The following is a 13,322-nucleotide window of genomic DNA, read 5'->3' on the forward strand; positions in this document are numbered from 1 at the left end:
ACCGCGCACTACCGAGCAGAAGTAGTTCGCTGTCTTTACGTTCACCGCTTGGCATCAGCCTCGCCATGAGCACAAATAGTTGGTTGCGGGGGCCAGATTTGAACTGACGACCTTCGGGTTATGAGCCCGACGAGCTACCGAGCTGCTCCACCCCGCGTCCGAATTTTTCCGACCTGGCTGAGCAGTAGCCAGTTCGAATTCTCTTTATCTTCAATGCGTTAATCGGCGTTGTTGACTCAGATATTCAGATGGTTGCGGGGGCCGGATTTGAACCGACGACCTTCGGGTTATGAGCCCGACGAGCTACCGAGCTGCTCCACCCCGCGTCTGAGGTCGCCAATAATAGGCGCCAGCGCTCAGATTGCAAGTAAATATCCTAAAAAAACTTCATTCGTAGGTTAAAGCAGCACAAATTGAAGGATTTTGCAACAGAGCGCTGTTATTTCAGACAAGCAGGTTTGGGGCCAGCATGGCGTACTACACTGCATTGGATTGTGACTCCTCCTTTTGGGCAGGTTTATCATGCGTATATCCGCCGGTCATTGCCGTCAATTGGGGGCCACGCCCGAGCACGACGGCGTCAATTTTGCTATCTGGGCCCGCCTGGCCAGTCGGGTCGAACTGCTGCTGTTCGCCAGTGCCGACGATACCACCCCAGAGGTGATCCCCTTGTCACCCCGTCTCAACCGTACCGCTTACTACTGGCACATCCATATAGAAGGCATACCACTGGGTCAACGTTACGCCTATCGCATTCAGGGTCCGTGGCGTCCCTACTACGGCACCCGCTTCGATGCGGACAAGGTGCTGCTGGACCCCTATGGTCGCAGCATTGAGCTGGGGCCGACTTACGACCGCAGGGCTGCGGCCCGCCCCGGCAGCAACCTGGCGGAATGTGCCAAGAACCGGGTGGTGGATACCCGTGACTACGACTGGGAGGGTGACAAGCTACCCGCTCACTCCCTCTCCCGTTCGGTGATCTACGAACTGCATCTGGGGGGATTTACCAAGTCGCCGAGCTCCGGCGTGGCCCCTGCGCTGCGCGGCACCTATCTTGGCCTCATCGACAAGATCCCCTACCTGCAATCCCTCGGCATCACCGCCGTCGAGCTGCTGCCGGTGTTCCAGTTCGATCCCCAGGATGCCCCCAAGGGGCTCTCCAACTACTGGGGTTACAGCCCGATGTCGTTTTTTGCCCCCCACGCCCAATATGCCAGCGGCCCTGATCCGCTCACCGAGTTTCGTGACATGGTCAAGGCGCTGCACAGGGCCAATATCGAGGTGATCCTGGACGTGGTTTACAACCACACGGCCGAGGGTGGGGGCGATGGCCCCACCTTCTCGTTTCGCGGCATAGACAACGAGGTCTACTACATCCTCGACAGCAATCAGCAGGACACCAACTATTCGGGCTGCGGCAACACGTTCAACGGCGCCCATCCTGTGGTGCTGCGTATGATCATGGACAGCCTCCACTTCTGGCGTCAGGAGATGCACGTGGACGGCTTTCGATTCGATCTGGCCGCCATCTTGTCGCGAGATGAGTCCGGCATGCCCCAAGCCAATGCGCCGACCCTGCGCACCATAGACACGGATCCCCGCATCGCCGATATCAAGCTCATCGCCGAGGCCTGGGATGCTGGGGGACTCTATCAGGTGGGCAGCCTGGCTGGCGCCCGCTGGCGTGAGTGGAACGGCCAGTTCAGGGACGATGTGCGCCACTTCCTGCGCGGGGATGACAACGCCATCGCCACCTTCGTGGATCGACTGTGCGGCAGCCCGGACATCTACCACTATCACCACGCCGATCCGGAGAAGAGCATCAACTTCGTCACCTGCCATGACGGCTTCACCCTGTGGGACTGGGCCAGCCATGACCACAAGCACAACGAGGCCAACGGTGAAGAGAACCGGGACGGCTGCGATCACAACTTCAGCTGGAACCATGGCCAGGAGGGGCCGACCGAGGATCCCCAGATCAATGCCCTGCGGGTGCGTCAGGCCAAGAACATGATGGTGGCGACCCTGCTGTCGGTAGGCTCCCCCATGCTGCTGATGGGAGACGAGGTGCTGCGTACCCAGCACGGCAACAACAACGGCTACTGCCAGGACAACGAAACCTGCTGGATGAACTGGCAGCCCAGCGTCATGGGACAGGAGATGTTCCGCTTCATGAAGGAGCTGATCCAGTATCGCAAGCACCTGTTCCAACGACCCGAGCAGGAGAGCATGCCACTGTCGCTGACCGAGATCCTGCGGCACAGTGAGATCTGCTGGCACGGGGTCAATGCCGCCCAGCCAGACTTCAGCCCCCACTCCCACGCCATCGCCATGTCGGCGCTCTCCAGCGAAGCCAAGCTGGCGCTCTATGTGCTGTTTAACGCCTACTGGGAGCCACTCACCTTTAACCTGCCAAGCCCACCCAAGGGGGTGGGTGGCTACTGGCGCCGGATCCTGGATACCGCCCTGCCCTCACCCCATGACATCTGTACTTTCGGTATGCCGCTGGAGGGGCTGACCCGGGAATACCTGGCCCAACCGCGCAGCAGCTGCCTCTTTATCTGCGGGGCCGACGACTTCTACTAGGCCCGGGTTACAGCCAACAAAAAGCCCCCCTGACAGACTCAGCGGGGCTTTTTTCATTCATGCGGCGACGGCTCAGGCCAGCTGGTGCAGCACGCTGGTCGCCGCTATCTGGGCTATGATGAGGCCGCACAGGGCGGTGGAGACCACCACGGGCGCCGTCTCCCGCTGTAGATAGATGGGGCTGAACCAGAGCAGCAGGGCCGCAATCAGCAAGATGGTCTGGGTCAGCACACCGGGGATCAAGGCATCCAGCTCAGCACCACTGCCCTGCCATCCCACCAACACCGCCAGCCAGAGCAGGCTCAGAATGGCAGCCACCAGCCCGGCCAAGGGCAGCAGCAAGTTGAAGGCCTGCAAGCGGTGACGCGCCCGCAGCAGCATCAGGTGCGCAAAGGCCGCCCCCAGCACAGTCATCTGCAGCAGGCCGCTCAGCCAGCCCTGTATTTGCAGCAAGCCAACGCCATAGACCAGCAGCGGCATGGCAGGCAACCAGAGCAGGGTGGACGGGATGGCACGCTTGCCCTCCAGCCGGGATTGGGCAAGCGACAGCACTATCCCCAGGATCAGGGCAGCACCACCACTCCAGATCAACCAGCTCGCCATCCGGGCCTCCACCGCCAGCATCAGGGAGAGGCCGGTGATCACCCAGATGGAGAAGAGCTGAGCCGTGATCCGCGAGCGCTGGCCCGGGCAGAGGTCACCGCGCCACAGCACTATGCCAAGGGCGATGAGTGCCCCCAGCGCCATCAGACCGGTCAGGGGAAAGAGCCAAAAAGGGAGTTGGACGAACATGACGCCTCCAGCAACAAGGATTCAGGATGCGCCTGTGGGGCGCCCGGGAAGGGGGCGAGTATACCCAAACCCACGCCCATCCCCAATCCCTGCAACAGAGCTGGCCAGGGATTTTGTGGCGGCGCCTTGTCAGACTGCCGGGGCAACAGGGCCATTCCCCTGTTCTGCGGCTTCATACTCCCGGGGGCAGACGAGCGGATCAGCCCTGACCGCGCGCCAGCGCCACCACCTTGGCAAACATCTGGCGGATCACCGGCGGGATGTGCTCGCCACCGAGTCGCTCCGCCTCCTCCACCACCGCCAACGCCATGCCCGGTTTGCTGCGGTGGTGAATGGCCTTGTTGATGATGCGCCCGGCATTGAGGGTCGAGCGGCCGCCGACGCCGGCCTCGCGCCTGAACACCGCCTCGAAACCGTTGTGATAGAGGTAATGTTCTATGTCCGCCGCCGGCAGCTGGGTCAACCGATCCCGCTCCCGCTCTCCCTTGAGCAGTGCCCTGGCCGAGGTGGCGTATTTGAGCCCCGCTTCGTCGCCATCGGTGAGCAGGTGCCACTCTATGCCAAAGTCGCGCGCCACCTTGATGAGCGGCGACTGGCCGCATTGGGCGAACTCTATGATGCGCACCCCTTCCGCCCGCAGACTGTAACCGCAGATCTGGGCCAGCTCGGAGAGCAGCCAGATCTCTGTCTCCCCCTCCACCAGCAGCCAGCAGCGGGCAAACATCGACATGGGTCGGTTGATGCGCACGTGAAAGGCAATCTTGCGCAGATCATCGCTGCTGTAATGTTCGCCACCGAGCTGATGGCAGACGATATCCTGCTGGCGACGCACCAGCCGGCGCACCTGATTCAGGGGCAGGGAGGAGAGCAAGTCGCCCGAGTTGGTGGTGAGCAATTTCTGACCAGGCAGCTGCTCCAGCAGGCCCCAGGCCAGGGCCAGCATGGTGGGGTGCAGGCGACTTTCGGGATCTTCCAGGATCATGATGGGGCGCGCGCCCTGTTCCAGCTCGCGGTTGCCACGGGCGTTGAGCAGGGTGGCCGCCATGCCCGCCATCGCCAGCTGCAGCGCCCGATTGTCGGCATTGCGCAGCAACGCCTGCAGATTGCCGGGGTTGCGCAACGTCATGGGGCGGTTGACGATGTCCCGCTGACTGCGGGGCTTGTTCTTGATGGGGGCAAGGGCATTGAAGTAGTGATCCATCAGCTGGCGCACCGCCTGCAACGCTTCTTTGAGCTCGGGCTCGCCGATGCGCTGAGGCTCGTCGATCAGCTTGTTGGCCAACTGACTCAGCCGGTTCTGCGACAGGTCGTTCCACTTCAGCACTTCCACCCCACTGCGGGCAGTGCGGGCATCCCGCAGCCGGAACACCGGGTTCATGGTGATCAGCAGGCAGACCAGTTCATGGGCATTGTCGATGGGCAGGCTCTTGCCGATGCCGTCGAGAAAGTCATGGGTGGTGGTCACGGATCCGTCAGCCTCCAGCTCGGCGCTGGCGCGATAGTGGATACGATGGAATTTGTCTTTGTGCTTGACCCAGGAGGCACCCAGTCGGGCCAGACGATGGGAGTGCAGGCACATCTGGGGTCTGTGCTCACTGAAGGTAAGCACCAGTTGCAGATTGCGGGCGGGGGCGAGTTCGGGATCTTCCGGTTGGTGAAAATCGTCGGCCTCGAACTGATAGGGTTCGGCATCCTGCCCCAGCAAGCACCAGAGGGCGCGCAGCAGGCTGGACTTGCCCCAAGCGTTCTCACCGATGAGAACCGTGGTGTTATCCAGCCCGAGCGAGAGGCGATTTATCCCGCGAAAACCTTTGACTTCAATGCGTTCCAGAAACATGCGGCCATATCCAGTCCATCCTGATGGCGCAATAGTGGCAAAGTTGCCGGAAAAATCCTATCGGGTCGTGTCGATTTTCAGCGGGAACTGTGAGGCACTACGGGTTCGGGAGGGGTGGGAACACAGGTGCGATCTTGGGGGGCATTCCAGTGGCTGAACCAAAGGTGGCGGGTACGGATCTGACGTTTGCGATAATTCAATGGGCATTCCTTTCAATGGGTAAGCGGTCAATAGTACACCTGTTTTACCCAGAGTCTCAGCGTTATCTGTGACGATAAGATGACAATTGTGCGCGCCACTGACCCGGCGTGAGGCCAAATGCCTCGCGAAAACGGTTGCCAAAGTGGGCCTGGGAGGAGAATCCGCACAGGATGACGATGCTGGCCAGGGGCTTGGGCCCATTCCCATCGAGTATCGCTGCCTGCTGCCCTGCTCACCGTCAGCGGCGTGTTCCGCGCCTGCCCTGGGCGGGTCAGCGCTACGCAGCCCTGCTCGGCGCCTTGCCCTTTTCCACCAACTTCCTCTGTTTCTATCACGTCACCCTCTATATCCCGAGTGGCATGTCGGCAGTGATTTTCGCCAGCGCCACTATCTTCAACGGCCTCAATCTCTGGCTGTACGAGGGATTTGTCTGGCAGACGGTCTCTGTGGTGGGAGTGGTGTTCAGTTTGCTCGGCAATCTGGTGATCTTCGCCCCGCCCGTGCGGGAGTGGCGCTGGCGGCCAGCCAAGGCGGTGAACGACACTTGCTCCTGAGACCATCAGCCTCTAAGGTAGCGCCATTCGATCTGCGTGATGGCACCACTAGGGGGCAAGATGTTACTGGAAGGGCTGGAGACGCTCAGCCTGCTGGCAAGCGAGGGCACCATGGCCAAGGTGGCCAGCCGCCTCTACATCAGTCAGTCGGCGGTGAGCAAGCGCATTGCCCAGCTGGAACAGCGCCTTGGCAAGAAGCTGATCGAGCCGGATGGCCGCCAGATCCGGCTCACCCCGCAGGCGCGGGAGCTGCTCGACCGGGTGGCCCCGAGTCTCGCCGAGATGAAGGGAGTGCTGGCCGACAGCCAGACGCTCACCGATCTGACTCCCCTGCCCGTCGCCTGCTCCGAAACCCTGCTGGCGGGCTACCTCGCCCGCTTCATGCACGACTACCTTGGCCGCGATCCTCACATTGCCCTCTCCACCCATCACACCCCCGTGATCCTGGCGCGGGTGCGCAGTGGCGACGCCCTGCTCGGCATCTGTGCCGGACGCCTGCCGCCCGGCCATGGCCTGGGAGCCGAGCTATTGCTGGAGGAGCCCTTCTATCTGGTGGGCAACGATCAGGCTGAGGGGATAGCGACAGATCAGCGGCCATTCGTGCAGGGTCAGGGGCACAGACGCAAGATCCTGACCATGGATCTGGATAACCCCTCCAACCGCTACCTGCGTGAACCCTTGGCACAATTGGGCTTGGTGCCGGCCATGGAGCTGGACTCCTATCTGGCCTTGATCGAGCTGGCCAAGGCGGGTATAGGGCCTGTGCTCTTGCCGGCCGGCTTGCTGGCACTGGTGGGGGAGCCGGGAGAGAAGGCGCGCCCCTTGCCCGGTCTGGGGCGCCCACTGCACCTGGTCTACCGCCAGAGCAGCCTGAAGCGGGAGCGCATTGCCCGGCTGGTGAGTGCGCTGCGCGCGCAGTTTCGCCACCTCGGCGACGCGGCGCAATAACCCCACACCCGCGCGTGGGGGCTGGCGGTCAATCTGCCGCCTCACGGGATCCAGACAAACAGCTCGGGATACTGGCTCCACACCAGCTTGGCAGACATCAGCAAGGAGACGGTCACCAGTAGCGGCTTGATCAGCTTCACACCTTTTTTCAGCACCATCTTGGAGCCGAAACGGGCGCCGATAAACTGCCCCAGTGCCATGCAGAAACCGACACTCCACACCACCTTGCCCCCGAGGGTGAAAAACAGCAGGGAGGCGATGTTGGAGGTGAAGTTGAGCAACTTGGTGTGAGCCGTGGCCCGCGCCATGCCAAACCCCGCCAGCGCCACGAAGCCGATGGCAAAAAACGACCCCGTGCCCGGCCCGAAGAAGCCGTCATAAAAGCCCACCCCGCCCCCCACCAGCAGCGCAAACAGCATGGGGGTGAGACGGCGGGAGCTCTCGGCATCGCTCACCCTGGGGGAGAAGAAGAAGTAACAGGCAAATGCCATCAGCAGAAAGGGCAGCAAGCGCTCCAAAATGGCGGCATCTATGGTCTGCACCGCCAGGGTGCCGATGGCGGCGCCGATGAAGGTGCAGATCACCGCAGGCCAGATCATGGTCCACTCCAGCAGCCCCTTGCGGGCAAAAAACCAGGTGGCAGAGAAGGAGCCAAAACTGCTCTGCAGCTTGTTGGTGCCCAGTACCAGCGCCGGCGGCATGCCGGTGGCCAGCAGGGCCGGTACGGTCAAGAGGCCACCACCGCCGGCGATGGCATCGATAAAGCCGGCGATAAGGGCCACCCCGAACAGGGCAAGCAGGGTTAACAGTTCCAATTCCATCCATAGGCCTCGCGAGATTGGGGTGCCCGACACGGGGGCAACCCGGGTTTAACTGACTGAGTGAACGCGCCGGACAAGCAGGCGTGAACGCTATCCTAAAGGGCACGCGTCCATGAGGCTAACGAAACAGTGGCAGCCAATTGATTCCTGATTTTCATCATTCTTGTTGGCCTCACCTTGTTTGTCCCTTCGCCGCCATCAGGCGACACTATCTACCAGCACCTCAGTGAGAACGCCGCCCCTTATCGCGGCCAACGCCTGTTGCAGCTGCACTTCATCCTCACCCGGTGCCCGGCTTACGCGACCGGCCATGTAGCGGCGGCTGAACAGATTGAACCAGAGCTGCAACGCCTGCCCTGCCTGCAGCTGACCGGCCACCTCCAGCACGCAGGCCGCCACTTCGGCGGTGCAGAGGTGCTCGTCGCAGTTGGCGACCCGCATGCCATAGGTGGAGAGCGCATCCGGCCTGACCGCCAACACCGGGAAGCCATCCAGATAAGGGCTCATGTTGAACATCTTGCGTGCCTCGGGCCAGGTACCATCCAACAGGATGAAGAGCGGCTTCTTGCCAGGGGCGAGCGTGACCTGTTCGGTCACTCGCGCCGGGTTTTTCTCACACGCGGGGAACACCACATAGGGCTGCCAGGCGGGATCGGCCAGCAGGGCCAACAGATCGGGATGGGGCTTGGTACGCGACCAGAGGAAGGCCCAGGTGGTATCCGGCAACACATCGGCGATGAGGCGGCCCGTGTTGGAGGGTTTCATGGGCTCGCTGTCATACATCAGCAGGCAGAAGCCGGCCTCGGCCTTGAGCTCGGGGCGCCATTCGCAGGCGCACCAGTCGCGACGCAGCTGACAGGCATCGCAGCGTGGCACTGTGCCGCCACGGGCGAGAAAAGGGCGGGTGGAGATGCTCTTGCGCCATGCGCGCAGGCGATTGACGGCGTGATCTGGGATTGGCTTCATGGGGCGCGGCTCGGGCGGTGCACTTTTGCGGAAAAAAAGGGGGCAGATTGTAACGAGCCGCCCGCCGCGCAGCAAGGCCCCCCATCCGGGACAAGCCGGGGTGTCGGCACATGGCCCTGCTCACTGATCTCACAAGGGGTACATATCTGGTTGTTCACCCTGCAAGCCATGTGATATCGCCAACCGCGATAACGACAGAGGGGCCCGTGGGCCCCTCTGTCGTTATCGGCAAGCCTGTCAGGCGGCCTTGCGCAGGATCTGCTCAAGGTAGTGGGCGAAGTTGTGACCGTGATGCTCCAGCAGTTTCGGGAACATGGAGATGGAGGTCATGCCCGGGAAGGTGTTGATTTCATTGAGCAGGATCTCCCCTTCGTCGGTCAGGAAGAAGTCGATGCGCGACAGATGGGTCAGTTTCAGCTGACGAAACGCCTTGAGGGCATACTCGTGGATCGCATCGGCCTGCGCCTGGGTCAGGCCTTCAGCCGTGAGGCTGGTCGCCGTGTGGCTGGCGCTGCTGTACTTCTCTTCATAGGTGTAGAACTTGTCCTGCGGGACACAGATCTCGCCAGGATAGGTGGCAATGAGCTCGTCACCGAACTGGTAGACAGCCACTTCCAGCTCCCGTGGCTTGACCGCTTTTTCGATCAACACCTGCTCGGAGTAACCGAAGGCATCCTTGATGCCCTGCACAAGGTCAGCTTCGTTGCTGGCGGAGTAGCAGCCCACGGAAGAACCCTGGGAGGCGGCCTTGATAAAGACCTTGCCCCACTTGGCCAGCGCAGCTTTCGCCTCGGCAAGCGCCGCTTCATTTTGCTCGGTCAGGAACAGGTACGGGGTGTTGGGGATGCCGATGGCGGAGAGCCACAGCTTGGTGCTGATCTTGTTGAAGCAGATCTTGCTCGCCTCGGCATCGCAACCGAGATAAGGCAGGCCCGCCAGTTCGAGGAAAGATTGCAGATCGCCGGTCTCACCCGGGTAGCCGTGGATGCAGGGCACCACGTAGTCCACCGGACGGGCCACGCTGTCAAACGAGAGCAGCTTGTCCAGCCCCAGCTTGCACTCGCGGCCGTCGGCACAGAGCCAGCGGTCAGCGAACATCTCGACCCGGGTCACCTCGACGCCGGGCAGGAAACCGAGTTGTTGCTCGAGGAAATTGGCGCTGCGCAGAGAGACTTCGTGCTCTGAACCACCGCCGCCGCACAGCAGCAAGACATGCATGTTCTTCATTAGATGTGATCCCTTGGGAAAAGCGGCCTCGTCATGACCATTTGATAATCCAACCGTACTGAAAAACCGGACGAAGCCAAGTGCGGGCCAGTGTAGCAAGGGAAATAAAGCCTTGTCAGCTGATGGGCCCCCCATCCCTCGGCTCTTGGCCGTAAAAATTCCCCCGTGTGTCAAAAATTGGACGAAAAGGCGTCAGCGGGGCGGATCCAGGCGTCCCACGCCGTTGCCATTGACCCGAAACCAGCCGGCGATGCTGTAACGCTCCCGATTGGCGGGCAACACCTCGTGGGGAAACTCCTCCGACAGGAACAATACCAGCCGCCCACCCTTGGGAGAGACATCCATCAGCAACTGCTCGTCGTTGTCGTAGACCCTGAGGACACCACCCGCCTCCGGTTGCCAGTCGTTGTTGAGATAGAAGACCGACGTAAGGCGGCGGTTGGAGCGACCGGCGAAGGCATCGCGGTGGGTGGCATAGAAATCCCCGCTGCGATAGCGGGCGAAGTGGGCTTCGTAATCGAACAGCCCCAGCATCAGCTGGCGGTTGGCGGCGAGGCGCAGGGATTCCATGCGCGCAAGATAGGCCGCCACCGGCGCACCAAGGTCGGGATCCAGCCAGTGGATCTGATCACGGCGAATGTCGGGGTTACCCTGATGCAGCGCGGCGCGGCCAATCCCGGCCGGTTGCCACTCGCACGGCAAACAGGCTTTGAGGGCATCCACGTCAGCGGCGGTTAAAAAATCATCCACTATCACCCATCCCCGGGTGTAAATGGCATCCATGACGGCTTGATCGTCCAAGGGTGACTCACAATAAGTGGAGAGAGGGCGCTTTTTAGCGACTTCCCGGTCAAGACACAAACCAGATTGCTTCTCCTGAGAAGTCCCACCATCAATACGCTATCCCACCACAGAAGGCGCTCTTTATCGTACCGGCCTGGTAGCCCTGTGATCCGGATCCACAAAAAGATGAAGACATGCCGCGCGAGAGCCATGGCGCAAACGGGGCACATGCCCCTTGCCCCCGCCGCCCTGGCCAGTTAACGTGCATGACAACCGCCCTGAATGGGCCCTATTCCCCCAGGAGTGCACCATGTCTTTGCCCGACTTCACCCTGCAACACCTCGACGGCTCCGAGCTCTCACTTACCGCCCTGCAAGGCCAGGTCATCCTGGTGGTCAACGTGGCCAGCCGCTGCGGGTTTACCCCCCAATACACAGGGTTGGAGGCGCTCTACCAGCAGCTGGGACCCAAAGGGCTGGTGATCTTGGGCTTCCCCTGCGATCAGTTCGGCCATCAGGAACCGGGGGATGCGGACGACATCGCCCGCTTCTGCTCGCTGGATTACCCGGTGAGCTTCCCCATCATGGCCAAGTGCGAGGTCAACGGCGAGCACGCCCACCCCTTTTACCGCTGGCTGAAACAGCAAAAACCCGGGCTACTGGGGCTGGAAAACGTCAAATGGAACTTCACCAAGTTCCTCATCAACCGCGAGGGCAAGGTGGTCGCGCGCTTCGCCCCCCAGACCAAACCAGAGAGCCTGCTGGACGAGATAAGCGAACTGCTCTGAGACTCGTCACGGAACCAGACTCACACTGCGGCCCGGGCAAGTAATACGGCTACTGCGTGCAGGCCGCATATCTGCTATATTGCGCCCCCATTATCTTTTCTATGTTGTGGCTGGCTGCCAAGGTGGCCGCTGCATCTTATGTTGTGGCAGACCAGGCGTTAGCGCATGTCTGTCACGCGTTGAGCCCAAGGCTCACCTCAGGAGTCTCTCTCGAACATGTCATTTAACGAACTGGGTCTGTCACCGCACATTCTGCGGGCCGTCAAGGAATTGGGTTACGAACAGCCAACCCCCATCCAGCAGCAAGCCATTCCGGCTGTGCTGGCAGGTCAGGATGTGCTGGGCGGCGCCCAGACAGGCACAGGCAAAACGGCCGGTTTCACCCTGCCCATGTTGCACCGTCTGCTGGCCAACCATGGCCGCGGTGGCCGTCGTCAGGTACGTGCCCTGGTGCTGACCCCGACCCGTGAACTGGCCGCCCAGGTGGGCGAAAGCATCATCAAGTACGCCCATCACCTGCCGTTTCGCACCCTGATCGCCTACGGTGGCGTCAGCATCAAGCCCAACCTGGAGGCCATCAAGCTTGGCGTCGACATCCTGGTCGCGACCCCGGGTCGCCTGCTGGATCTGCTGACCCAGCGCGCCCTCACCCTGACCGAGCTGGAAGTGCTGGTGCTCGATGAGGCGGATCGCATGCTCGACATGGGCTTCATCACCGACATTCGCCGCATCATGAAGGCGCTGCCGGAAGAGCGGCAGACGCTGCTGTTCTCCGCCACCTTCTCAAACGAGATCAAGGAGCTGGCCGACGATCTGCTAAAGAGCCCAACCCTGATCGAGGTGAGCCCGAGCAACACCACAGCCGAGCAGGTCAACCAGCGCATCATCAAGGTCGACCGCGAGCGCAAGCGCGAGCTGCTCTCCCACATGATCGGCCGCAATAACTGGCAACGGGTACTGGTGTTCGTGCGCACCAAACAGATCGCCGACCGCCTCGCCCACCAGATGGAAAAAGACGGCCTCAATACCGTCGCCATCCACGGTGACAAGAGCCAGGGTGCCCGCAACCGGGCGCTGGCAGATTTTCGGGAAGGCAAGGTGCGGGTGCTGGTCGCCACCGACATCGCCGCCCGCGGTCTCGATATCGATCAGCTGCCCCATGTGATCAACTTCGAGCTGCCTCAGGTGGCCGAGGATTATATCCACCGCATCGGTCGTACCGGCCGTGCCGGTCGGGGCGGCGAAGCCATCTCCCTGGTCAGCCAGGATGAACAGGATCAGCTCAAGGCCATCGAGTCCCTGATCGGCCTCACCATACCGAGCGAGATCCAGGCAGGTTATGAGCCGAGCGGCAAACCGACTCGCCAGACCCTGCCAGGCAGCAAGCCGGTACAAAACCCGCCGCGGGATCGCGGTCATGCCAACGCCAAGCACAATGCCAAGGCGTCCACCAAGGGCAAAGGCAAGCCGGGAGCCGGCAAACCCAAAGCCGATGGCAGCAAGCAACCGGCACCGGCGCGCCAGAAGGATCGCGGTGGCGTAGACGCAGGGCACACCCCGATGCGCCGCCTTCCCCGGGCCCAGCGCGACAGCTATCAGGACAACTCCAACGAGGAGTAATGCCAGCCGTGAGCGGTCCGCACTGAAAAACAAAAAAACCGCCTTTCGGCGGTTTTTTTGTTGGCGGGATAGTGCATGCGGAAAGACCCTTTCGAAGCGCTCTAACATCCCCTCTTTGACTCGATGACTGTCCAACAAACAACTGAGTGAGACGATAACTGATATAGCAAACATCTGTTTCTATAGAACTTTATTATATT

At 61.4% G+C, this 13,322-nt stretch carries 11 protein-coding genes, 2 tRNA genes and 1 pseudogene; 5 read left to right on the forward strand and 9 right to left on the reverse strand.

Annotated elements, in window-relative coordinates:
• Positions 1-80: 80 nt before the first annotated feature.
• Together BN1129_RS04795 and BN1129_RS04800 are read right to left on the reverse strand one after the other, a co-directional pair.
• A tRNA-Met gene (locus BN1129_RS04795) sits at positions 81-157 on the reverse strand.
• Between the two features lie 92 nt (positions 158-249).
• A tRNA-Met gene (locus BN1129_RS04800) sits at positions 250-326 on the reverse strand.
• Between the two features lie 196 nt (positions 327-522).
• On the opposite strand from BN1129_RS04800, the gene glgX reads away from it, so the two are divergent.
• On the forward strand, positions 523-2,586 hold the full coding sequence (gene glgX, locus BN1129_RS04805) for a glycogen debranching protein GlgX (RefSeq protein WP_042034829.1): 2,064 nt from the start codon (positions 523-525) through the stop codon (positions 2,584-2,586).
• A gap of 72 nt (positions 2,587-2,658) precedes the next feature.
• Here glgX and BN1129_RS04810 read toward each other — a convergent pair whose 3' ends face one another.
• From BN1129_RS04810 to BN1129_RS22210, 3 genes and pseudogenes are all read right to left on the reverse strand, one after another.
• Positions 2,659-3,378: a hypothetical protein gene (locus tag BN1129_RS04810; RefSeq protein WP_042034830.1), complete on the reverse strand. Its 720-nt coding sequence runs from the start codon at positions 3,376-3,378 to the stop codon at positions 2,659-2,661.
• 199 nt (positions 3,379-3,577) lie between these two features.
• Complete coding sequence (locus tag BN1129_RS04815) at positions 3,578-5,215, reverse strand: ATP-dependent endonuclease (RefSeq protein WP_042034831.1); 1,638 nt, start codon at positions 5,213-5,215, stop codon at positions 3,578-3,580.
• Between the two features lie 262 nt (positions 5,216-5,477).
• Positions 5,478-5,615 (reverse strand): annotated as a pseudogene (locus BN1129_RS22210) (helix-turn-helix domain-containing protein); the annotation flags it as partial.
• On the opposite strand from BN1129_RS22210, the gene BN1129_RS04820 reads away from it, so the two are divergent.
• Positions 5,587-5,970 (forward strand): hypothetical protein, encoded by a 384-nt coding sequence (locus tag BN1129_RS04820; RefSeq protein ID WP_244463017.1) that lies wholly within the window; start codon positions 5,587-5,589, stop codon positions 5,968-5,970. The pseudogene BN1129_RS22210 and the gene BN1129_RS04820 overlap by 29 nt on opposite strands.
• Before the next feature lie 60 nt (positions 5,971-6,030).
• Positions 6,031-6,918, forward strand: coding sequence for a LysR family transcriptional regulator (locus BN1129_RS04825; protein ID WP_042034833.1), 888 nt, complete (start codon positions 6,031-6,033; stop codon positions 6,916-6,918).
• Positions 6,919-6,959: 41 nt separating this feature from the next.
• On the opposite strand, the gene BN1129_RS04830 is transcribed toward BN1129_RS04825, so the two are convergent.
• The 4 genes from BN1129_RS04830 to BN1129_RS04845 form a co-directional block, all read right to left on the reverse strand.
• Complete coding sequence (locus tag BN1129_RS04830) at positions 6,960-7,739, reverse strand: TSUP family transporter (RefSeq protein WP_042034834.1); 780 nt, start codon at positions 7,737-7,739, stop codon at positions 6,960-6,962.
• A gap of 198 nt (positions 7,740-7,937) precedes the next feature.
• Positions 7,938-8,705: a tRNA-uridine aminocarboxypropyltransferase gene (locus BN1129_RS04835; protein ID WP_042034835.1), complete on the reverse strand. Its 768-nt coding sequence runs from the start codon at positions 8,703-8,705 to the stop codon at positions 7,938-7,940.
• 237 nt (positions 8,706-8,942) lie between these two features.
• Positions 8,943-9,932: a D-alanine--D-alanine ligase gene (locus tag BN1129_RS04840; protein WP_042034836.1), complete on the reverse strand. Its 990-nt coding sequence runs from the start codon at positions 9,930-9,932 to the stop codon at positions 8,943-8,945.
• A gap of 192 nt (positions 9,933-10,124) precedes the next feature.
• Entirely contained in the window at positions 10,125-10,733 is a 609-nt protein-coding gene (locus BN1129_RS04845) for a 2OG-Fe(II) oxygenase (RefSeq protein WP_042034837.1), read from the reverse strand.
• Between the two features lie 292 nt (positions 10,734-11,025).
• On the opposite strand from BN1129_RS04845, the gene BN1129_RS04850 reads away from it, so the two are divergent.
• On the forward strand, positions 11,026-11,502 hold the full coding sequence (locus BN1129_RS04850; protein WP_042034838.1) for a glutathione peroxidase: 477 nt from the start codon (positions 11,026-11,028) through the stop codon (positions 11,500-11,502).
• 216 nt (positions 11,503-11,718) lie between these two features.
• Positions 11,719-13,122 carry a DEAD/DEAH box helicase gene (locus BN1129_RS04855; RefSeq protein WP_042034839.1) on the forward strand — a complete coding sequence of 468 codons (1,404 nt, stop codon included), beginning with the start codon at positions 11,719-11,721 and terminating at the stop codon, positions 13,120-13,122.
• Positions 13,123-13,322: the final 200 nt, after the last annotated feature.

This window comes from Aeromonas popoffii (genome assembly GCF_000820025.1).
GTDB lineage: Bacteria > Pseudomonadota > Gammaproteobacteria > Enterobacterales > Aeromonadaceae > Aeromonas > Aeromonas popoffii.